This window comes from Nocardioides sp. (assembly GCF_016462705.1).
Classification (GTDB): Bacteria; Actinomycetota; Actinomycetes; order Propionibacteriales; family Nocardioidaceae; genus Nocardioides.
On sequence record NZ_JAEMSS010000073.1, the window covers coordinates 1 to 20,320 of the forward strand.

Consider the following 20,320-nt stretch of genomic DNA (forward strand, 5'->3'; position numbering starts at 1 on the left):
CCTCGAGGTCGGACTGCCCGCCGAGCATCAGGGTGAGCGCGCTGCGCACGAGCGGGTCGTCGTCGACCAGGACGACCCGGGTGGTCACGCCGCCCACGGTATCCAGCCGCGCAGGACGAACGCCGACCCGTCCCGGCCGTGCTCCAGCCGTCCGCCGCGCAGCTCGGCGCGCTCGGTGAGCCCGACCAGGCCGAGCCCGGAGCCCGGTGTCGTGCTGCCGAACCCGAGCGGGTTGCGCAGGACCACGTCGATGCCCTCCTCCGGGGACCCGCTCAGCTCGATCGTCAGCGTCGAGCCGGGGGCGTGCTTGTGGGCGTTGGTCAGCCCCTCCTGGACGATCCGGTAGATCGTCCGCCCGACGGCGTCAGGCACGGGCTGGCCGGGGTCGAGCCCGTCGTCGAGGTGGACCGTCATCCCCGACTGCCGGGCCTCCTCCACCAGCGCCGGCACGTCGGCGTACGTCGGCAGCGGGGCGTGGGTGAGCTCGCCGGACCCGTCGCGGAGGACACCGAGGACCCCGCGCAGGTCGGTCAGCGCCTCGTGCGCCTTGTCCCGGATCACGCTGGCGCTGTCTCGCATCTCGTCGGCGGTGAGGTCCTCGCGGAAGGCGAGCGCACCGGCGTGCATGGAGATCTGGGAGATCCGGTGGGCGAGCACGTCGTGCATCTCGCGGGCGATCCGCTCGCGCTCGGTGCTGCGGGACTGGGCGACCCGGAGCTCCTGCTCGGCCTCGGCCCGCTCGGCGCGGTTGCGCAGGGTCCACATGAGCTCCCGCCGGGAGCCGATGTACATGCCCCAGGCCAGCAACGCCGCGGTGGCCACCGCGTTGATGCCGAGCAGCAGCCAGACCGGCTCCTCGCTCCCACCCGGCTGCCAGGTGACGAAGAACTGTCCTGCGGCGAAGCCGATCGACCCGACCACGGCGATCTCGCGCCACCGCCGTCTGGTGGCCACCGAGACGGTGGCCAAGGAGGCCGCGCCGGCGGCGATCCCCGACCCCGCACTGGCCAGGCAGACGAGCGCGGCGATGGGGACCGGCCACCGTCGTCGGAACCCGAAGACCAGGACGTACGCGGTGACGCCCAGGACGATGTCGAGAGCCCACTGGGTCTCGCTCTGGTCGTCGATGACCGGCAGCCAGCCCACGGCGCTGACGCTCAGGCAGAGCGCGAGGCGCCAGGCGTGGCTCCACAGGGAGAGCCGTGGCTGGTACTCCGCGGTCTGGGGCCGGTCCACCGCAGCAGGCTAGGTCGTCCTGAGCCTCCTGCGCAGGCATCGCCGGTCTCGCGGGGCCCCTACTTTGGTCGCGCCGACACCGACGCGGGGACCATGCCGGCCGGGTCCCCGTGCGGCAGGGTGGACGCCATGATCACCGTCGAGAGACTCACGAGGAAGTACGGCGCGTTCACGGCCGTCGACGACGTCAGCTTCGTCGCCCAGCCCGGCCGGGTCACCGGGTTCCTCGGGCCCAACGGCGCCGGCAAGACGACCACCATGCGGGTCATGGTCGGGCTCACCCCCGCCACCAGCGGCCGGGCGACGATCGGGGGTCACCTCTACCGGGACATCCCCAACCCCGGCCGTCACGTCGGGGTGCTGCTGGACGCCTCGGCCCAGCACGCGGGCCGCACCGGCCGCGAGATCCTCACGCTGGGCGCCCAGACGATGGGCCTTCCGGCCAGCCGCGTCGACGAGATGCTCGACCTGGTCTCGCTGTCGCCGACCGAGGCCAAGCGGCGGCTGCGCAATTACTCCCTCGGGATGAAGCAGCGGCTCGGCATCGCCCACGCGCTGCTCGGCGACCCGTCGGTGCTGATCCTCGACGAGCCGGCCAACGGGCTGGACCCGGCCGGCATCCGCTGGATGCGCGGGCTGCTCAAGGGCTACGCCGACCGTGGCGGCACCGTGCTCCTCTCCAGCCACCTGCTCAACGAGGTCGAGCTGATCGCCGACGAGATGATCCTGATCGGCCACGGCCGGATCGTCGCCCAGGGCAACAAGGAGCAGCTGCTCGCCGACGTCGACCACAAGGTCACCAACGTCACCGCGCTCGACAACGCCGCCCTCGCCCAGGCGCTGCAGGCCAAGGGCCTCGCGGTCACCCAGGCCGGCACCGGCCTGCGCGTCGAAGCCGCACCGGTCGACGTCGGCCGCACCGCGGCCGAGAACGCGATCGTCCTCACCGACCTGCGCTCGGCCGACGGTGGCCTCGAGGACCTGTTCCTCGAGCTCACCAGCGACACCCAGCGCGACGACGTCCCCCAAGGAGCCCCCGCATGAGCACCGCAACGACCGACGCGCTGCCGCATGGCCACCTCGACATCTCGTCGACGTCCCAGGTGTCGACGGCAACCCTGGCGCGGGTCGAGTTCCGCAAGGCACTCGACACCCGGGCAGGGCGCTGGCTCGTCATCGGCATCCTGAGCCTGGTGGTCGTCGTCGAGGTGATCTACAGCTTCGCCGCCTCGGACGTGGACAAGGACCTGCAGGACTACGTCCAGATCCCCGGCGGGATCCTCGGCTACTTCCTGCCGATCATCATCATCATGCTGGTCACCAGCGAGCAGAGCCAGCGCAACGGTCTGGTCACCTTCACGCTGGAGCCCCGCCGCCCGAGGATCGTGCTCGCGAAGTTCCTCGCCGGGCTGGCCCTGGCCGCGTGCGTGATGATCCTGGCCCTCGTGCTGGCCCTGGCCGGCACGCTCCTGGGGGCACTGACCGGCTCGAGCCCGACCTGGTCCGTGGACGGCAACCTGCTGTTCAACGGCTTCCTGCTGTCGAACCTGATCGGCGTCCTCATCGGGTTCGCGATCGCCATGCTGATCATGAACACGGCCGGCGCGATCGTCGCCTACTTCGCCTACAGCCTGATCCTGCCGATCGCGGTGGGAATCCTGGGTGCCCTGGTGGAGAGCTTCGAGGACGTCGCCCCGTGGATCGAGTTCAACACCGCGCAGCTGCCGCTCTTCCAGGGAGACTTCACGCCCTCGGCCGAGGAGTGGGCCCAGATCGCCACCTCCGGCACCATCTGGATGATCGTCCCGCTCGCACTGGGCATCTGGCGGCTGCTGCGCATCGAGTTCAAGTAGTCATGGCGGCTACCGCCACGCTGGACCTCAGCGGCACGGCCCAGGTCCCGTTCACCAGGCTCGTGAGGGTCGAGCTCCGCAAGTCCTACGACACCCGAGCCGGCTTCTGGCTGCTCGTCTCCATCCTGGGGGTCGTGGGCCTCGTCCTGGCCATCTTCACCATCATCATCGCGGTGCAGTCCGAGCCCGTGCTGCTGGGCGACTTCGTGGTCCTGGCGGCGTACATGACGTCGTTCCTGCTCCCCATCCTCGCCATCATGCTGGTGACCACGGAGTGGAGCCAGCGCTCCGGCCTGGTGACGTTCTCGCTCGAACCGCGACGCTCGCGCGTCGTCGTGGCGAAGATGGTCGTCGGCGTGATCCTGACGCTGGTGACCCTGGTCGCCGCCTTCGTCATGGGAGTCCTCTGCACGGCCGTCTGCGAGATCGTCAACCCCGCGCTCACCGGCTGGGAGATCGCCGCGACCGACCTGGCCGGGTTCACGGTCACCCAGACCTTGGCGATGCTGGGCGGGTTCGCACTGGCCACCCTGCTCCTCAACACCCCCGCAGCGATCGTGCTGTTCGTGGTCTACCGCTACGTGCTGCCCGGACTGTTCGCCGCCGGCAACGCCCTGATCGGCTGGTTCGACGAGCTGAGCCCCTGGCTGGACTTCCAGGCGGCGCAGGGGGACATCTACGAGTGGGAGCTCTCCGGCACCGAGGAATGGGCGCATCTCGTCGTCTCCGGGCTGCTCTGGCTCGGCCTGCCACTGGGCATCGGCCTGTGGCGGATCCTCCGGGCGGAGCTCAAGTAGGGAGAGGCTTCACCCAGGTGTGGCCGACTCGTCACGCGGTGGTCGGGCGGTGGTGGACGGCTCGGCCACGCTCAGGCCGTGTACCTGAGGTTCGCCGCACTCGGTGACAGTGCTACCTACGGCATCGGCGATCCGGTGCCGACCGGGTGGCGCGGCTGGGCGCGGTTGCTCGCCGAGGCCCTCGACACGGCGTACGACGTGTCGTTCTGCAACCTGGCCGTCCCGGGGGCGACCGCGTCGACGGTCCTGACCGCCCAGCTCGACGATGCGCTGGCGCACCGCGCCGACCTGGCCTCGCTCATCGTCGGCATCAACGACACGATGCGCGCCAGCTGGGACCCGCTCCGGCTGCGCGAGGAGCTGATGACCTGCGCCGACGCGCTGACCGGCGCGGGGGCCACGCTGCTCACGGCCCGGTTCCACGACCACGGTGCCGTGTTCGGGCTGCCCGGTGTGCTCCGGCGTCCGCTGTTCGCCCGGATCGAGAGCGTCAACCGGGTGTACGACGAGATCTACGCGACCTACGGCGGGCTGCGGGTCGACCTGGCGGCGACGCCGGAGGTCTCCGGGCGGGGCTTCTGGTCGGTCGACCGGCTCCATCCGTCCGAGCTCGGCCACCGCGCCCTCGCCCGCGCCTACGCCGCCGAGCTCGCCGGTGCCGGACTCACCGTCGAGCCGCCCGCGTCGGCGCCGTCCGGGGGGCTGCCGGGAGGGTGGCGCGACGACGTCAGCTGGATGGTGCGCGAAGGCGCACCGTGGATGGGGCGGCGAGCCGCGACCTCGGTCCATGGGCGCTGCGGATGGCCTGGGAGGAGACCCGTCAGCGGGCTGTCGCACCCCGTGGCTAACGTTCGGCCCATGACACGAGCCGACGGCCGGGCCGACGACGAGCTGCGACCGATCACGATCACCCGCAACTGGCTGGACCACGCCGCCGGGTCGGTGCTGATCGAGTTCGGGCGCACCCGGGTGCTCTGCGCGGCCTCGGCCTCCGAGGGCGTGCCGCGGTGGCGCAAGGGCTCCGGGCTCGGGTGGGTGACGGCGGAGTACGCCATGCTCCCGGCCGCGACCAACACCCGCTCGGACCGCGAGTCGGTCAAGGGCCGGATCGGCGGCCGCACCCACGAGATCAGCCGGCTGATCGGCCGGTCGCTGCGCGCCGTGATCGACTACAAGGCGCTGGGGGAGAACACGATCCAGCTCGACTGCGACGTCCTGCAGGCCGACGGTGGCACCCGCACCGCCGCGATCACCGGCGCCTACGTCGCGCTCGCGGACGCGGTCGCCCACCTGCGCTCGACCGGCGCCCTCAAGGGCGAGCCGCTCACCGGCTCGGTGGCCGCGATCTCGGTGGGGATCATCGACGGCGCCCCGAGGCTCGACCTCCCCTACGAGGAGGACGTCCGGGCCGAGACGGACATGAACATCGTGATGACCGGTGCCGGGTCGTTCGTGGAGGTGCAGGGGACCGCGGAGGGCGCGGCGTTCTCCCGGGCCGAGCTCGACGCGCTGCTGGCCCTCGGCGAGAAGGGCTGCGCCGACCTCACCCGCATCCAGCAGGAGGCGCTGGCCGGGTGAAGGTGTTCCTGGCCTCGCGCAACGCCAAGAAGCTCGCCGAGATGCAGCGGATCCTCGCCGAGCACCTTCGCGGCGCGCACGACATCGAGGTGCTCGGTCTCGACGACGTGCCGGCGTACGACGAGCCGGTCGAGGACCAGCCGACGTTCGAGGGCAACGCCCTGCTCAAGGCCCGCGCTGGCCTCGCGGCTACCGGGCTGCCGACGATCGCCGACGACTCCGGCCTCTGCGTCGACGCGCTCAACGGCATGCCCGGGGTGCTGTCCGCTCGCTGGTCGGGCCCGCCCAAGTCCGACGAGCGGAACAACACACTCCTTCTCGACCAGCTCGCCGACGTGCCCGACGACCGGCGCGGCGCGCACTTCGTGTGCGCGGTCGCCTTCTGTGCCGCCCCGGGTGACGAGGTCGTGGTGCACGGGGAGATGCACGGCCGGGTCGTCCGCGAGGTGCGCGGCGCCGGGGGGTTCGGCTACGACGTCGTGTTCGAGGCCGACGACCGCCCGGGCGTCACCACGGCTGAGCTGTCGGTGGCGGACAAGGACGCGATCAGCCACCGCGGCAAGGCGCTCAGAGAGCTGGCACCGCAGGTGGCGCTTCGGCTCGCAGCCGCCGGCTGACGTAGGCGCCCCACAGCGCGGCGAACACGAACATGATGATCGAGTAGACGGCGGCCGGGACCGAGATCTCGGTCGAGTCGAGCACCTCGACGGCGACGTAGATCGCCAGCGTCCCGTTGTGCACGCCGATCTCCATCGAGCAGGCGATCGCCTGGTCGTCGCGGACGCCGGCCGCCCGCGGGACGGCGTAGCCCACCACCAGGCTGATCGCGCAGAACGCCGCGGCGGCGAGCCCGACGTCGGCCAGGTAGTCGCCGACGTTGTCGCGCTGGTCCAGCAGGATCCCGAGCACCAGGATCGCCAGGATGACCGCGGACCCGACCCGGACCGGCCGGTCCATGCGCTCGGCCCAGCCGGCCGCCCTGGCGCGCACGAGCATGCCGATCGCGACCGGGACCAGCACGATCGCGAAGACCTCGAGCACCTTGCCGAACTGCAGCCCGACCTGGTCGTCGAGGTCGTAGTAGTCGATCGCGATGTTGGTGATGAGCGGGAGGGAGACGATCGAGATCACCGAGTTCACCGCGGTCAGCGACACGTTGAGGGCGACGTCGCCGCGGAAGAGGTGGCTGAACAGGTTGGCGCTCGTCCCGCCCGGCGAGGCGGCGAGCAGCATCATGCCGACGGCGAGCAGCGGGTCGAGGTCGAAGGCGGTCACCAGGCCGAAGCAGACCAGTGGCAGCAGGACCAGCTGGCAGCCCAGGGCGATGAGCATGACCTTCGGGTGCTGGGCGACCCGGCGGAAGTCCGCGACGGTGAGCGAGAGGCCGAGCCCGAACATGATGATGCCCAGGGCGAGCGGCAGGCCGACCGTGGTGAGAGCGGAGTCCATGGCGGGACTCTAGGGGTCGCTGTGACCGTCGTCACCCACGGTGCCGGCGTACTAGGTTTCAGTCGTGCAACGTCACTTCCTCCTCCGCCGGAACCTGGCCCGGCTCGTCCTGCGCCTGAGCGGCTGGAAGACCGTGGGCGAGGTGCCGCCGACCGCCGTCCTGGTCGGGGCGCCGCACACCTCCAACTGGGACTGGGTGGTCACGCAGCTGTTGGCGTGGGACAACAGCATCAAGATCCGGCTGCTGGTGAAGGAGTCGTTCTTCAAGGGGCCGGTAGGCATCTTCATGCGGGCCACCGGCGCGGTCGAGCTGGACCGTGCCAACCCGGGCGCCACGATCAGGAAGCTGCTGGCCGAGCAGAAGAGCGACGACCGCTTCCTGCTCGGCATGGCCGCCGAGGGGACGCGGAGCAAGAGCGAGTACTGGAAGTCCGGCTTCTACCGGATCGCGATGCAGACCGGGCTGCCGATCACCCTCGCCTTCCTCGACGCGCCGTCGAAAACCGTCGGCTGGGGCCCGACGTTCACCCCGTCCGGTGACGTCAAGGCGGACATGGAGAAGCTCCGGGAGTTCTTCAAGGACAAGCGCGGCTTCAACCCCGACCAGGCGACCGAGCCGCGGCTCAAGGAGGAGGAGACCGGGTTCAAGGGCACCGGGAGCTGAGTGCCGGAGGGGGGAGTCGAACCCCCACGCCCTAGGGCACACGGACCTAAACCGTGCGTGTCTACCTGTTCCACCACTCCGGCGGGAGCGGCTCGATTGTTACAGCCCCAGGTCCTTGCGCAGCTTCGCCACGTGGCCCGTGGCCTTGACGTTGTACTGAGCCACCGCGACCTTCCCCTGCTCGTCGACGACGAACGTCGAGCGGATGACGCCCTGCACGGTCTTGCCGTAGAGCTTCTTCTCGCCGAACGCGCCCCAGGCCTCCATGACCGTCTTGTCGGCGTCGGAGAGCAGGGTGATGCCGAGGGACTCCTTCTCGCGGAACTTGGCCAGCTTCTCGGGCTTGTCGGGCGAGATGCCGAGCACCTCGTAGCCCTCGCCGCGCAGCGACGCGAGGTTGTCGCTGAAGTCGCAGGCCTGCTTGGTGCAGCCGGGCGTCATCGCCGCCGGGTAGAAGTAGACGATCACCTTCCTGCCCGCGAAGTCCGAGAGCGAGACCTCGGAGCCGGTGTCGTCGGGCAGGGTGAAGGACGGGGCGGCGTCGCCGGGCGCGAGTCGGTCGGTCACGCCGGCGATCCTGCCACGCCCCCGCTTGTTGCGAACCATGTGCAACTAACTAGGGTGTGCGAGTGACCGCGCCCACCGTCGACACCCGTGCCGAGCCGACGGTCCAGGCGTGGACCGACCGGGACAAGTGGCACATCGCCGGGATGTCCGGGTTCGTCCTGCTCCTCAACGTCGTCGGCTGGGGCGTCCTGGTGCTCGCCGTGGCGCCGCACGAGTACTCGCTCGGCTCCAGCGGCGTCTACGGCGTCGGCCTGGGGGTCACCGCGTTCCTGCTCGGCGTCCGGCACGCCTTCGACGCCGACCACATCGCCGTCATCGACAACACCACGCGCAAGCTGGTCGGCGAGGGCAAGCCCAGTCTCGGCGTCGGGTTCTGGTTCTCGCTCGGCCACTCCAGCGTCGTGTTCGGGGCTGCGGCCCTGATCGCCTTCGGCGTGGAGGCGGTGTCGGGCACCGCCCAGGACGAGAACTCCACGATGGCCGTCACGCTGGGCCTGGTGGGCAGCATCGTCGCCGGGACCTTCCTCATCCTCATCGGCCTGACGAACCTGGCCTCGGTCGTCGGCATCGTGCGGGTCTTCCGCGGCATCCGCACCCACGGCATCGACGAGCACGAGCTGGAGCACCACCTCCACTCCCGAGGGTTCCTGGCCCGCCTGCTCGGCGGCGCCACCAAGCGGGTCACGAAGCCCTGGCACGTCTACCCGGTCGGCCTGCTGATGGGCCTCGGCTTCGACACCGCCTCCCAGGTCGCCCTCCTGGTGCTCGCCGCCGGCACGGCGGCGTCCCCGCTGCCGTGGTTCGCGATCCTCGTGCTGCCGGTGCTCTTCGCCGCCGGGATGAGCCTCTTCGACACCGCCGACGGGCTGTTCATGGCTCGCGCCTACCGCTGGGCCTTCATCCGGCCCGTGCGCAAGGTGTTCTACAACCTCACGGTCACCGTGCTGTCGGTCCTGATCGCGCTGGTGGTCGGCGGGATCGTCCTGGCCGGGGTGCTGGTGGACCGGCTGGGCATCGAGTCCGGTCCCCTCGCGGCGGTCGGCGCCCTCGAGCTCGATCTCGTCGGCTACATCGTGGTGGGGCTCTTCGTGGTGACGTGGGCGGTGGCGCTGTCGATCTGGAGGTTCGGGCGGATCGAGGAGCGGTTCGCGCACCAGCCGATCCAAGGCTGACGCGGTGGGGGCCGCGGTCGCGGGTGGTTGGTAGGTTCGGCTCGTGAGCAACGGGAGCGACCCCTCGGCCCTGGCTGCCGAGATCGAGGAGACGCGGGAGCGTCTCGCCGGCACGATCGACGAGCTGATGCACCGCGCCAGCCCCAAGACGATCGTGTCGCGCGAGGTGGCCGACGTGAAGGCGTTCTTCGTCGACCCGGTCACCGGGGAGCCACGGACCGACAACATCCTGAAGGTCGTCGGAGGCGTCGTCGGCACCATCGCGGTGTTCGTGGTGCTGCGCAAGCTCACCCGTTGAGCCCCGAGCCGACCGAGCCGACGTGAGTGACAAGACACCCATCAAGATGCTCCACGACCGGGTGTTGGTGGAGCTGGACCGGGACGCCGGAGAACGTCGTTCGTCCGGCGGCATCGTCATCCCGGCCACCGCCGCCATGGGCGCCCGGCGCCTCGCCTGGTCCCGCGTGGTCGCGGTCGGCCCGCACGCGCGGGCCGTCGAGGTGGGCGACCGCGTGCTGTTCGACCCGGACGACAAGTCCGAGGTCGAGGTGCACGGTGAGACCTACGTCGTCATGCGCGAGCGCGACGTGCACGCGGTGGCGGCCGACCGGCTCGGCGGAGAGGGTGGCGAGTCCACCGGGCTCTACCTCTGACCTACGTCTGACCTGCCCATAACCCCGCCGGTCGGGTGAGCGTTGTCACCGCGTGCTCCGACGTCTGTTCGCCGTCCTCGCCGTCCTGTCCCTGCCGCTGGCCGGGGCCACCGTGGTGGGGGGCGCGACCGCGGCTCCGCCGGCGGCCGCCGTGGGAGAGAGGCAGAAGAAGCCGACGTACCAGGCGACGATCCGGGTGACCAAGCACGGCATCCCGCACGTCACCGGCAAGACCTTCAGCGACCTCGGCTACGGCAGCGGCTACATGGCCGCCGACGCCAGCGCCTGCACCCTGGTCGACACCCTCATCACCGGCCGCGGCGAGCGGTCCCTGTGGTTCGGCAAGGACGCTCGCTACGACGACCAGGTCACGCTCGAGGCCTCCAACCTGCAGGTCGACGCGTTCGTGACCGACCTGCGCAACCGCAAGGTCGTGGAGAGGCTGCTCGCCGACAAGGTCAACGGCCCGGGACGTCAGGCGCGCGCGCTGGTCCGCGGCTACGTCGCCGGCGCCAACCGCTGGCTGCGGGACAACAAGGTGACCGACCCGGCATGCAGGAAGCACGCCTATCTCGCTGACCACGCCAAAGGGCTGGGCAAGGTCACCGAGCTCGACCTCTGGTACGGCGTCTACCTCGCCAACCTGCTCGCCTCGTCCGGGGTGTTCCTCAAGGAGATCGTCGACGCGACCCCGCCGTCGCCGAGCGACCCCGGCATCCCCGATCCCGGCGACCTCCCGGTCACGCTCGGTGATCTGACCCCCGCCGAGCAGGAGGCGGTCCTCGAGGGCCTGGGCCGCGGCGCCGGGAACCCGTTCGGCTCCAACGCGACCGCGATCGGTGGGGACCGGAGCACCACCGGGCGCGGCATGATCCTGGGCAACCCGCACTTCCCCTGGCGCGGCCGGTACCACTTCACCCAGCAGCACCTGACGATCCCCGGCAAGTACGACGTCGCCGGCGCCTCGCTGATCGGGTCCCCGGTGGTCAACATCGGCTGGAACAAGAAGGTGGCCTGGAGCCACACCGTGTCGACGGCGTACCGCTTCACGCCGTACGAGTACACCCTCCTCGGCCCCACGACCTACCTGAGCGACACCGGGCCGCAGGCCCTCGAGCGCCGCCAGGTGAAGGTCAGGGTCCGCCAGCCCGACGGCAGCATCGGCACGGTGGACGAGGACCTGTGGCGCACCGAGCAGGGCTACGTGGCCGAGTCGCCAGCGACCCTCATGCTCTGGACCCCCGCCAGCGCCTGGGCGATCCGGGACGCCAACGGCGAGCACCTGCGCACGATCGACACCTTCCTCGAGATGGGCAAGGCCCGCAACGTCCGGGACCTGCTGCGCAGGCAGGACCGGGCCGCCGGGATGCCGTGGGTCAACACCACGGCGGCGGACCGCGCCGGCGACGTGCTCTACGCCGACCACTCGGTGGTGCCCAACGTGCCCGACGCCCTGGCGCAGGAGTGCATGACCCCGGTCGGCCGGGTGCTCTTCGAGCTGGCCGGGCTCCCCGGCCTGGACGGCACCCGGGCCGGCTCGTCCTGCGCGTGGCGGACCGACCCGGACGCCGCGCGACCGGGAGTGTTCGGCCCCACGAACCTGCCGGAGGTGGTCCGCCGCGACTACGTGATGAACGCCAACGACTCCTACTGGACCCCCCACGCGTCGGTGCGCCTGGAGGGTTTCGCCCGGATCATCGGCTGCGAGCGGTGCGAGCGCACCATGCGCACCCGGATGGTCACGCAGTACGTCGAGGACCGGCTCGCCCGACGCGGCGGTGCCGGCAAGGAGAGCCCGCGCAGCCTCCGGCGGCACGAGCACGAGAACCGGCTCCGAGCCGCCGAGGTGATGGCCGTCGGCAACGACCTGGTCGAGCTCTGCAACGCCACCGGTGAGACCGCGGCCTGCGGGGTGCTGGAACGCTGGGACGGGCGCTCGACCCGACGCTCGGTCGGCACGCACATCTTCGAGGAGTTCCTCGAGCGCGCTCCCGAGGGCTCCCTGTGGGAGGTGCCGTTCGACCCGGCGGACCCGTTCAACACCCCGCGCGACCTGGCGGAGACCAACGCCGACGTGCAGGCCGCGCTCAAGGCCGCCATCGAGCACCTGCGCTCCGAGGGCGTGCCGCTGGACGCCAGGTGGGGGTCCCTCCAGGTCGCCGGCGACCGCGGCGCGAGGCCGATCCCGCTGGGCGGCGGCATGGGCGACGCCGCCGGCAACGCCAACGCGCTCGCGTCGCGCAAACCGGTCCAGAACGCCGACCGCTACAAGCCGATCACCTACGGCTCGTCCCACATCCAGGCGATCGCGTTCAAGGACCGCGGCAGGGTCCAGGCCCGGACGATCCTCACCTACGGCCAGTACGAGAACCCCCGCTCGCGGTGGCACCAGGACCAGACGCGGCTGTTCTCGAGGGGTCGGTGGGTGCGGTTCCCGTTCACGTCGGCCGAGATCGCCCGGCACCTGGTCCGCTCAGTGACGCTCCGCGGCCGCTGACCGGTTTAGACCGGCTACCGGAATTCTCTGGGTAACGTGACGTTAACAACCTCTGTTACCTCATAGTGGATCTTGTGAGGGAGACAAGATCGGACCACCAGCTCTCGCCGCCCCTGGTCCAGGTGCACGCCGACAGCGAGCTGGGACTCGCCAGCCTCCTCGGGCTGGCACCGGGGTCCGGCGCCGCCCACGGGCCGCAGCTGCGGGCCGGGGTGTTCGTAGCAGTCGTCTTCTGCTTCGCCCTCGCGCTCTTCCTCCTCAGCCTGGGTGCCGTGCTCTGACCCAGGGCCTGAGCCGGTCCTCGGGAGCCTGATGCGGGTGGCCCCGGCCCGGGCACTACTGTCCGCTCATGGCGGTGACCCCGGGCGAGGAGCACGCCGTCCCGGTGTTCTTCCTGTCCGACAGCACGGGCATCAGCGCCGAGATCATGGGCAACGCCCTGCTCATCCAGTTCCCCGACGTGCGCTTCGAACGGCGGCTCTACCCGTTCATCACCACGATCGAGGAGGCGCAGCGGGTCGTCCGGATCCTCGACGAGGCGATGGCCGGACCGGTGACGCCGCTGGTGTTCGTCACCGCCGCCGAGGACGCCATCCGGCTCGAGCTCGCCAGGACGACGGCGCCCAGAATCGACTTCTTCGACATGCACATGCAGCGGGTCGAGGAGATCCTGCACGCGCGGGGCATGCGCCAGGCCGCCCGGTTGCACGGCGTCGGCGACATGAAGCGCTACAACACCCGGATGGCGGCGGTGGAGTTCACCATCGAGCACGACGACGGGCAGAGCGTCCGCTCGCTCGAGAAGGCGGACGTCATCCTGCTGGCCCCCTCGCGGTGCGGCAAGACCCCGACCAGCATGTACCTCGCGCTCCAGCACGGGCTGTTCGTCGCCAACTACCCGCTGGTCCCCGAGGACCTCGAGTCCGCTGAGCTGCCCCGGCCGGTCCGGGAGCTGGCCGACCGGTGCGTCGGGATCACGACGACTGTCGAACGGCTCAGCCGGGTACGCAACGAACGGCGGCCCGGCTCGGAGTACGCGACGCCGGACCAGTGCCGCTGGGAGCTGCGCCGGGCTGCACAGATGTACGCCGCCCACCGGCTGCCGGTCATCGACTCCTCGGCCAAGTCCGTGGAGGAGATGGCCACGATGATCATGCAGACGTTCAAGGACACGAAGAAGGAGAGACCATGAGCAACGTCCGCTGGTTCTCGGACCTCGGGATGGCGGACCTGGAGGAGGTCGGAGGCAAGAACGCCTCCCTCGGCGAGATGGTCTCCCAGCTCTCCGACCTGGGCGTCCGGGTGCCCGACGGCTTCGCGACGACCGCTGCCGCCTACCGCTCCTTCATCGGGGACACCGGCCTCGCCGAGCGCATCGACGGCCTGCTCGACGGCCTCGACACCGACGACGTACGCCGGCTCGCCGAGGTCGGCAAGGAGATCCGGGCCGCGGTCGTGGCGCAGGAGTTCCCGGCCGACCTGGAGGCCGACATCCGGACGGCGTACGACCGGCTGGCCGAGGAGAGCCGCCAAGGAGACGGGCAGAGCGAGCCGTCGTTCGCCGTCCGCTCCAGTGCCACCGCTGAGGACCTACCCGACGCGTCGTTCGCCGGCCAGCAGGAGACCTTCCTCAACGTCCGCGGGATCGACGCGGTGCTCACCGCTGTCCGCGAGGTCTTCGCGTCCCTCTACAACGACCGGGCCATCGCCTACCGGGTGCACCACGGGTTCGCACACGCCGACGTCGCGCTGTCGGCCGGGGTCCAGCGGATGGTCCGCTCGGACGTGGGCGCGTCCGGCGTCATGTTCACCATGGACACGGAGTCGGGGTTCACCGATGCGGTGTTCGTGACCTCGGCGTACGGCCTGGGCGAGGGTGTGGTGCAGGGCGCCGTCAACCCCGACGAGTTCTACGTCTACAAGCCCGCGCTGCGGGCCGGCCGGCCCGCGATCCTCAAGCGCGGCGTCGGCGGCAAGGCGACCAAGATGGTCTACACCGACGACGAGACGGTCGGCCGCACCACCGAGTTCGTCGACGTCGACCCCGCCGAGCGCCGGAGGCTGAGCCTCACCGACCAGGAGGTCGAGGAGCTCGCCCGGCACGCGCTGGTCATCGAGGAGCACTACGGCCGCCCCATGGACATCGAGTGGGGCAAGGACGGCGTCGACGGGCAGATCTACGTCCTCCAGGCCCGCCCGGAGACGGTCCAGTCGCGGGCGACCGGGGCGCTGGAGCGCTACAGGATGCCGAAGGAGTCGGTCGCCGGCGCGGACGTGCTGGTCGAGGGCCGGGCGATCGGCCAGAAGATCGGCGCCGGCGCCGTGCGGGTGCTCGAGAGCGCCGACCAGATGAGCGACTTCCAGGCCGGCGAGGTGCTGGTCGCCGACATGACCGACCCCGACTGGGAGCCGATCATGAAGCGGGCCGCGGCCATCGTCACCAACCGGGGCGGGCGCACCTGCCACGCCGCGATCATCGCCCGCGAGCTCGGCATCCCGGCCGTGGTCGGCACCGGCAGCGGCACCCGCGAGCTGACCGACGGCCGCGAGGTGACGGTCAGCTGCGCGGAGGGCGACACCGGGCTGGTCTACGAGGGCCTGCTCGACTTCTCCGTCGAGCGCACCGAGCTCGATACGATGCCCGACCTCCCGGTCAAGATCATGATGAACGTCGGCACCCCGGAACAGGCCTTCTCCTTCGCCCAGCTGCCGCACCGTGGCGTCGGGCTGGCCCGGCTCGAGTTCGTCATCAACCGGCAGATCGGCATCCATCCCCGGGCGCTGCTCCAGCTCGAGTCCGATCCGGCCCGGCTGCCGGACGACCTGCGCGCCGACATCGAGGAGACCATCGCGGCGTACGCCGGCCCGCGGGAGTTCTTCGTCCAGCGCGTCGCCGAGGGGGTCGCGATGCTCGGTGCCGCGTTCGCGCCCTACCCCGTGATCGTGCGGATGTCGGACTTCAAGTCCAACGAGTACGCCAACCTCGTCGCCGGACCGCTCTACGAGCCCGACGAGGAGAACCCGATGATCGGCTACCGCGGGGCGTCGCGCTACCTCTCCGAGGACTTCGCCGAGTGCTTCGCGATGGAGTGCGAGGCGCTGCGTCACGTCCGCGACGACATGGGCCTGACCAACGTCTGGGTGATGATCCCGTTCGTCCGCACGCTCAAGGAGGCGAAGGGCGTCATCGACCTGCTCGGCCGGCACGGCCTGGTGCGCGGCGAGAACGACCTCAAGGTCGTGATGATGTGCGAGATCCCGTCCAACGCGGTCATCGCCGAGCAGTTCCTCGAGCACTTCGACGGCTTCTCGATCGGCTCCAACGACATGACCCAGCTGACCCTGGGTCTCGACCGGGACTCGGCCCTGGTCGCCGACGGGTTCGACGAGCGCGACCCGGCGGTCCTGCACATGCTCGAGCTGGCCATCGCGGCCTGCAAGAAGCAGGGCAAGTACGTCGGCATCTGCGGTCAGGGACCCTCCGACCACCCGGACCTCGCCCAGTGGCTGCTCGAGCAGGGCATCGAGTCGATGTCGCTCAACCCGGACACGGTCGTCGACACCTGGCTGGCGCTGGCGAAGGGCCGGTGAGAGCTACTTCTTCCTCAGACCGCACGTCGCCGGCGCGTCGAGGACCGTGCCGTCGGCGGCGAACCGGGAGCCGTGCAGGGGGCAGTCCCAGCTGCGCTCGGCGTCGTTCCAGCTGACGATGCCGCCGAGGTGCGTGCACACCGCCGAGACCGATCGCTCCTGTCCATCCGTGCGCGAGACCGCGACCGGGCGGCGCAGCGGCCCGTCGCCACGGACGACGCCCTCGCCCTCCTCGGGTGGGCCGGACCGGCCGGGCAGGAGGGGCTTGGCCCAGCCCTGGGTCATGTGCCACCCCACCTCCGCGTTGACCAGTGCGGCCTTGGCCAGGCCGCGCGCCTCGCGGCCGCGCCACGTCCCCCAGGCCTCGGCCCACTCCAGGTGCCCGCCGAGGATGCGCCCGCTCAGGGCCAGCGAGGCCGCGACCGCGTTGGTCATGCCCCACTTGGAGTAGCCGCCGGCCATCAGCAGGTGGTCGTTGCCCGGCACCAGAGGGCCCGCGAAGGGCAGCTCGTGGTGGGGGAGGAAGTCCTGGGCCGACCAGGCGTGGGTCTCGACCGCACCCGGCCAGTGCCCCGTGGTCCAGGCCCGCAGGGTGTCCAGCCGCTGCTCCGTTGACCCGCCCCGGCCGGTCGGGTGGCCGTTGCCGCCGACCATGAGCAGGGACCCGCGACCGTCCGGCCCGTCGGGTACGTCGCGCAGGGACCGGGACGGCTGGTCGGCGGACAGGTACATGCCGTCCAGTGCGAGCCCCGGCACCCGGAACGCCAGGCCGTAGGAGCGCGCCGGCTTCATCCGGGCGAAGAACCCGCCGCGGTCCAGGATCGGCATGTTGGTCGCGACGACCACCGTGCCGGCCTCGATGGGACCGTGCTCGGTGATCGCCTGGTACGGGCCGGTGCCGGTCAGCTTCTCCACCCGGGTGCCCTCGAGCACCGTCACCCCGTGGGACGTCGCCTCCCGGGCCAGCGCCTGCACCAGCGCGAGCGGGTCCACCTGGCACTGGTCGGCGAGCCGCACCGCCCCGCGGGTGGGGTAGGGGGACCTCGTCCAGCCACTCCGTCGGCAGCCCGGCACGCCGCGCGGCCTCGTGCTCCTGGCGCACCTGCCGCTCGCCGCGCGCGGTGTTGGCGTAGGTGTAGGCCGGGCGGTGCTGGAGGTCGACGCCGTGCTCCTCGCAGAAGCGCTCCAGCCAGGCCTGGGCCTCACGGTTCCCGTCGACGTAGTGCCGCACCACGGGCTCCGGGTGCTTCGAGGAGATCTGCGCGAGCCGGGTGCCCTGCAGGAGGCTGATCTTGGCGGTGCTCCGGCCGGTGGTGCCCGCCCCGACCCGGTCCGCCTCGAGGACGACCACCCGACGCCCGGCCCGGCCCAGCAGCAGCGCGGTCGTCAGCCCGGTCAGCCCACCACCGACGACCACGACGTCCACCGCGCCGCCGACGTCCGCGGGCGGTCGGGGCGCCCGCGGGTTGCGGTCCTCCCAGATCGACGGGAGCGTCATCGGTCCGCCTCCTGGTGCCTCGCGGCGGCGGTCCGGATCCGTCGACCCTGCTCCACGTCCTCACGCTCCTTCTTCTCGGCCTTGTCGATGTTCCGGTCGTCACGTGGCGGCAGCTGGATGGTCTCCTCGGCCGCCAGGCCCGACTGCAGCTCGCGGCCGCGCTCGAGCTCGGCGTCGAGCTCGGCGCCGAACAGCAGGGCGAGGTTGGTCAGCCAGAGCCAGAGGAGGAAGACGATCACGCCCGCGAGAGCGCCGTACGTCTTGTTGTAGGAGGAGAAGTTCGCGACGTAGAAGCCGAAGGCGGCCGAGGCGACGGCCCAGGCCACGATGGCCAGGACGGCTCCGGGGCTCATCCAGCGGAACCTCGGCTGCTTCACGTTCGGGGTGAAGTAGTAGAGCAGCGCGACGACGAGGACCACGATCGCGAGCAGCACCGGCCACTTCGCGATGGCGAACACGGTGACCGCGGTCGAGCCCAGGCCGACCGAGTCGCCCACGGCCTCGGCGACCGGGCCGGTGACCACCAGGCCGGCCAACGTGGTCGCGACGAGGAGGACCAGGACCGCGGTCAGCAGCAGCATCGCGGGCCGCAGCTTCCAGACCGGACGCCCCTCGCGGATCTCGTAGATGCGGTTCATCGCGCGGCCGAACGCTCCGACGTAGCCGCTCGCGGACCACAGCGCGCCGGCGAGACCCAGGACCAGGGCCAGGCCTGCGCCCTGCGACCGGCTGAGCTCCCGGAGCGTCGGGCCGACCGCGTCGACCACCCCTCCGGCGCCCACCGTCTCGAGGATCCCCAGGACCTCGTCGACGGCCTCGGTGCCCTGGCCCACCAGCCCGAGCAGCGAGGTGAGCGCGAGGGCGGCGGGGAAGAGCGCCAGGACCGCGTAGTAGGTCAGCGCCGCCGCCAGGTCGGTGCACTGGTCGTCGGAGAACTCGCGGAGCGTCTTCCTGACGACGTACGACCAGGACCTCTTGTCGAGGTCGGTCGGCGAGTCGACCTTGGCGTCCGACTCGGGGTCTGCCTGCGGGCTCGGGCGACGGTCCTGTCCCGTCTCCCGTCTCGTCGCGCTCATGTGCGGCTGGTGCCCGATGCGCGCGCCGGTGATGCGCCCCGAGCGTCCGCGGTCGGCGTTCCCACCTGGAGGGGTGGTGACCGGTCGGTCACCGGCTAGCGGCGCGGCCCCAGGGCGTCCGCCGAGGCGACCAGGCCGAGCTCCGCGTTCTCGGCGTCGGCGAGGTGGTTCCGGGTCGGCTGCAGGCGCAGGTCCGGGATCTTCGCCGCCGCGAGGGTGGCCAGGATCATCACCACGCCCATCACCGTGAAGCCCACGGTGTAGCCGCGCTCGACGGGGAAGCCGCTGGTGCCCACGTGCGCGGTCACGATGCCGGCCATGACCGCCGTGCCCAGCGACCCGCCGATGGTGCGGATGTTGGCGTTCATGCCGCTGGCGACCCCGGTCTGCTCCGCAGGGACGGCCGCGATCACCACGCCGGCCAGGCTCGAGAAGACCAGGCCCGAGCCGACGCCCTGCACCGTCGTCGCGGCGTAGAGCTGCCAGGTCGCGTCGTGGAAGAACGCGATCGACAGGAACGAGACGCCCGCCAGCATCAGACCGGACCCGATCACGACCCGGGCGCCCATCCACGCGATGAGCCGGGCCGTGGTGAACCCGACCAGGAAGCTCGCCGCCGCGGAGGGGACCAGCAGGTAGCCCGACTCGGTGATCGTCGCCCCGAAGCCGTAGCCGGCCTCGGTCGGCGTCTGCAGCAGCTGGGGGACGAAACCGAACGCCGCGAAGGTGGCGAAGCCCATGGCGCCGGCCACGACGTTGGCCGTCCACATGCCACGGCGGCGCATCAGGTGCATGTCGATCATCGGCACCGGCACCCGCAGCTCGGTGCGGACCCACGCCCAGCCGGTCACGGCGGCGAGCGCGAACAGGCCGAGCACCCGTCCGGACAGCCAGCCGTGCTCGTTGCCCCAGCTGAGGCCCAGCAGCAGGGCGACCAGGAAGAACGCCAGCAGGACCGCCGGCAGCACCGGGAGCCGGGCGGGGGTGCGGACCGGGGACTCGGGGACGACGAGGAACGCCGTCACCGCGGCGACGAGCGTCGCGCACATCGGGAGCAGGAACAACCAGGCGTAGCCGAGGCCATCGACGATCGGGCCGGCGATGACGATGCCGACGCCGAACCCGACGGCGGTCAGGGAGGCCAGCACGCTGAGCGCGCTGTTCATCTTGGCGTCGAACTCGTCGCGGATGATGCCGAACGACAGCGGCAGCACGCCGCCACCGGCGCCCTGGACGACCCGGGCCGCGATCATCCAGCCGACGTTGGGCGCGAGCGCGGCCAGCAGCGAGCCCACCGAGAGCAGCACGAGGCAGAGCACCAGCATCCGCACCTTGCCGACCACGTCTCCGACCCGGCCGAGCAGCGGCGTGCAGATCGAGGCGGAGAGCAGGTAGGCCGTGAGCACCCAGGTGACCGTCTGCTGGTCGGTGTCGAGCTCGGCCTGGATGGTCGTCAGCACCGGCACGGTCAACGACTGGAGGAGGACGAACGAGCACACGGACAGCGCGAGCACGGCGAAGGTGACGGAGGTGCCGCCCCTCGCCCACGACTGCCGATTGGTTGCCATAGGCAACCAAGTCTAGAGGTGTCGTCCGGGCGGTGCGGCACCTGGCGGGTCAGCGAGACTACCTAGGTAGTTCCTAGGTCTGTGTGGTGGGATGGGGGTCGTGCGTTCGCCCGCCCTCGCC

The 20,320-nt window shown here is 71.2% G+C and carries 19 protein-coding genes, 1 tRNA gene and 2 pseudogenes; 14 read left to right on the forward strand and 8 right to left on the reverse strand.

What is annotated here, in order from left to right:
* Positions 1 to 84: 84 nt before the first annotated feature.
* On the reverse strand, positions 85 to 1,236 hold the full coding sequence (locus JHD21_RS11050) for a histidine kinase (protein WP_292674811.1): 1,152 nt from the start codon (positions 1,234 to 1,236) through the stop codon (positions 85 to 87).
* A gap of 129 nt (positions 1,237 to 1,365) precedes the next feature.
* Here JHD21_RS11050 and JHD21_RS11055 point away from each other — a divergent pair, with 129 nt between their 5' ends.
* The 6 genes and pseudogenes from JHD21_RS11055 (at position 1,366) to JHD21_RS11080 (ending at position 6,081) form a co-directional block, all read left to right on the forward strand.
* Positions 1,366 to 2,280, forward strand: coding sequence for an ATP-binding cassette domain-containing protein (locus JHD21_RS11055; protein ID WP_292674814.1), 915 nt, complete (start codon positions 1,366 to 1,368; stop codon positions 2,278 to 2,280).
* A complete protein-coding gene (locus JHD21_RS11060) occupies positions 2,277 to 3,089 on the forward strand; it encodes an ABC transporter permease (RefSeq protein WP_292674816.1) in 813 nt (270 codons plus the stop codon). The genes JHD21_RS11055 and JHD21_RS11060 overlap by 4 nt, the downstream gene beginning before the upstream one ends.
* 2 nt (positions 3,090 to 3,091) lie before the next feature.
* Positions 3,092 to 3,886: an ABC transporter permease gene (locus JHD21_RS11065; protein WP_292674819.1), complete on the forward strand. Its 795-nt coding sequence runs from the start codon at positions 3,092 to 3,094 to the stop codon at positions 3,884 to 3,886.
* A 135-nt stretch (positions 3,887 to 4,021) separates the two neighbouring features.
* Positions 4,022 to 4,462 (forward strand): annotated as a pseudogene (locus tag JHD21_RS11070) (GDSL-type esterase/lipase family protein); the annotation flags it as partial.
* A gap of 282 nt (positions 4,463 to 4,744) precedes the next feature.
* Complete coding sequence (gene rph / locus JHD21_RS11075; RefSeq protein ID WP_292674850.1) at positions 4,745 to 5,464, forward strand: ribonuclease PH; 720 nt, start codon at positions 4,745 to 4,747, stop codon at positions 5,462 to 5,464.
* A gap of 41 nt (positions 5,465 to 5,505) precedes the next feature.
* Positions 5,506 to 6,081: a non-canonical purine NTP pyrophosphatase gene (locus JHD21_RS11080; protein ID WP_292674852.1), complete on the forward strand. Its 576-nt coding sequence runs from the start codon at positions 5,506 to 5,508 to the stop codon at positions 6,079 to 6,081.
* Here JHD21_RS11080 and JHD21_RS11085 read toward each other — a convergent pair.
* The gene (locus tag JHD21_RS11085; protein ID WP_292674822.1) at positions 6,032 to 6,913 is read right to left on the reverse strand and encodes a bile acid:sodium symporter family protein; all 882 of its coding nucleotides are present in this window, start codon (positions 6,911 to 6,913) and stop codon (positions 6,032 to 6,034) included. The two genes, JHD21_RS11080 and JHD21_RS11085, sit on opposite strands and share 50 nt — an antisense overlap.
* A 64-nt stretch (positions 6,914 to 6,977) precedes the next feature.
* On the opposite strand from JHD21_RS11085, the gene JHD21_RS11090 reads away from it, so the two are divergent.
* Positions 6,978 to 7,577: a lysophospholipid acyltransferase family protein gene (locus tag JHD21_RS11090; protein ID WP_292674825.1), complete on the forward strand. Its 600-nt coding sequence runs from the start codon at positions 6,978 to 6,980 to the stop codon at positions 7,575 to 7,577.
* 1 nt (position 7,578) lies between these two features.
* Here the strand turns inward: JHD21_RS11090 and JHD21_RS11095 are convergent.
* A tRNA-Leu gene (locus JHD21_RS11095) sits at positions 7,579 to 7,660 on the reverse strand.
* A gap of 16 nt (positions 7,661 to 7,676) precedes the next feature.
* Positions 7,677 to 8,144, reverse strand: coding sequence for a thioredoxin-dependent thiol peroxidase (gene bcp, locus JHD21_RS11100; RefSeq protein WP_292674828.1), 468 nt, complete (start codon positions 8,142 to 8,144; stop codon positions 7,677 to 7,679).
* Positions 8,145 to 8,206: 62 nt separating this feature from the next.
* Between bcp and JHD21_RS11105 the strand changes: the two genes are divergently transcribed.
* The 7 genes from JHD21_RS11105 to ppsA all read left to right on the forward strand — a co-directional run bounded on the left by JHD21_RS11105 (position 8,207) and on the right by ppsA (position 16,057).
* Positions 8,207 to 9,316 carry a HoxN/HupN/NixA family nickel/cobalt transporter gene (locus JHD21_RS11105; protein WP_292674830.1) on the forward strand — a complete coding sequence of 370 codons (1,110 nt, stop codon included), beginning with the start codon at positions 8,207 to 8,209 and terminating at the stop codon, positions 9,314 to 9,316.
* 43 nt (positions 9,317 to 9,359) lie between these two features.
* Entirely contained in the window at positions 9,360 to 9,614 is a 255-nt protein-coding gene (locus tag JHD21_RS11110; RefSeq protein ID WP_292674832.1) for a DUF3618 domain-containing protein, read from the forward strand.
* Positions 9,615 to 9,660: 46 nt separating this feature from the next.
* Positions 9,661 to 9,969: a co-chaperone GroES gene (locus JHD21_RS11115; RefSeq protein WP_292674854.1), complete on the forward strand. Its 309-nt coding sequence runs from the start codon at positions 9,661 to 9,663 to the stop codon at positions 9,967 to 9,969.
* A 52-nt stretch (positions 9,970 to 10,021) separates the two neighbouring features.
* The gene (locus JHD21_RS11120; RefSeq protein WP_292674834.1) at positions 10,022 to 12,466 is read left to right on the forward strand and encodes a penicillin acylase family protein; all 2,445 of its coding nucleotides are present in this window, start codon (positions 10,022 to 10,024) and stop codon (positions 12,464 to 12,466) included.
* A 74-nt stretch (positions 12,467 to 12,540) separates the two neighbouring features.
* Positions 12,541 to 12,747: a hypothetical protein gene (locus JHD21_RS11125; protein ID WP_292674837.1), complete on the forward strand. Its 207-nt coding sequence runs from the start codon at positions 12,541 to 12,543 to the stop codon at positions 12,745 to 12,747.
* 68 nt (positions 12,748 to 12,815) lie between these two features.
* Positions 12,816 to 13,658: a pyruvate, water dikinase regulatory protein gene (locus JHD21_RS11130; RefSeq protein WP_292674838.1), complete on the forward strand. Its 843-nt coding sequence runs from the start codon at positions 12,816 to 12,818 to the stop codon at positions 13,656 to 13,658.
* Positions 13,655 to 16,057 (forward strand): phosphoenolpyruvate synthase, encoded by a 2,403-nt coding sequence (gene ppsA / locus JHD21_RS11135; RefSeq protein WP_292674841.1) that lies wholly within the window; start codon positions 13,655 to 13,657, stop codon positions 16,055 to 16,057. Before JHD21_RS11130 ends, ppsA begins: the two co-directional genes overlap by 4 nt.
* A gap of 3 nt (positions 16,058 to 16,060) precedes the next feature.
* Here ppsA and JHD21_RS11140 read toward each other — a convergent pair whose 3' ends face one another.
* The 4 genes and pseudogenes from JHD21_RS11140 to JHD21_RS11155 all read right to left on the reverse strand — a co-directional run bounded on the left by JHD21_RS11140 (position 16,061) and on the right by JHD21_RS11155 (position 20,199).
* Positions 16,061 to 17,131 (reverse strand): FAD-dependent oxidoreductase, encoded by a 1,071-nt coding sequence (locus JHD21_RS11140; protein WP_292674843.1) that lies wholly within the window; start codon positions 17,129 to 17,131, stop codon positions 16,061 to 16,063.
* A pseudogene (locus JHD21_RS11145) lies at positions 17,112 to 17,555 on the reverse strand (FAD-dependent oxidoreductase); the annotation flags it as partial. The pseudogene JHD21_RS11145 and the gene JHD21_RS11140, both read right to left, overlap by 20 nt.
* The gene (locus tag JHD21_RS11150; RefSeq protein WP_292674846.1) at positions 17,552 to 18,631 is read right to left on the reverse strand and encodes a YihY/virulence factor BrkB family protein; all 1,080 of its coding nucleotides are present in this window, start codon (positions 18,629 to 18,631) and stop codon (positions 17,552 to 17,554) included. The pseudogene JHD21_RS11145 and the gene JHD21_RS11150, both read right to left, overlap by 4 nt.
* A gap of 95 nt (positions 18,632 to 18,726) precedes the next feature.
* Positions 18,727 to 20,199 (reverse strand): MFS transporter, encoded by a 1,473-nt coding sequence (locus tag JHD21_RS11155; protein WP_292674848.1) that lies wholly within the window; start codon positions 20,197 to 20,199, stop codon positions 18,727 to 18,729.
* Positions 20,200 to 20,320 lie beyond the last annotated feature (121 nt).

Excerpts from the sequence above, each read along its gene's own strand:
- JHD21_RS11115 (WP_292674854.1), top strand. The coding sequence starts at position 9,661 with ATGCTCCACGACCGGGTGTTGGTGGAGCTGGACCGGGACGCCGGAGAA.
- JHD21_RS11060 (WP_292674816.1), top strand. The coding sequence starts at position 2,277 with ATGAGCACCGCAACGACCGACGCGCTGCCGCATGGCCACCTCGACATC.
- ppsA (WP_292674841.1), top strand. The coding sequence starts at position 13,655 with ATGAGCAACGTCCGCTGGTTCTCGGACCTCGGGATGGCGGACCTGGAG.
- JHD21_RS11085 (WP_292674822.1), bottom strand. The coding sequence starts at position 6,913 with ATGGACTCCGCTCTCACCACGGTCGGCCTGCCGCTCGCCCTGGGCATC.
- JHD21_RS11055 (WP_292674814.1), top strand. The coding sequence starts at position 1,366 with ATGATCACCGTCGAGAGACTCACGAGGAAGTACGGCGCGTTCACGGCC.
- JHD21_RS11150 (WP_292674846.1), bottom strand. The coding sequence starts at position 18,631 with ATGAGCGCGACGAGACGGGAGACGGGACAGGACCGTCGCCCGAGCCCG.
- JHD21_RS11080 (WP_292674852.1), top strand. The coding sequence starts at position 5,506 with ATGCAGCGGATCCTCGCCGAGCACCTTCGCGGCGCGCACGACATCGAG.
- JHD21_RS11065 (WP_292674819.1), top strand. The coding sequence starts at position 3,092 with ATGGCGGCTACCGCCACGCTGGACCTCAGCGGCACGGCCCAGGTCCCG.
- rph (WP_292674850.1), top strand. The coding sequence starts at position 4,745 with ATGACACGAGCCGACGGCCGGGCCGACGACGAGCTGCGACCGATCACG.
- JHD21_RS11155 (WP_292674848.1), bottom strand. The coding sequence starts at position 20,199 with ATGGCAACCAATCGGCAGTCGTGGGCGAGGGGCGGCACCTCCGTCACC.
- JHD21_RS11130 (WP_292674838.1), top strand. The coding sequence starts at position 12,816 with ATGGCGGTGACCCCGGGCGAGGAGCACGCCGTCCCGGTGTTCTTCCTG.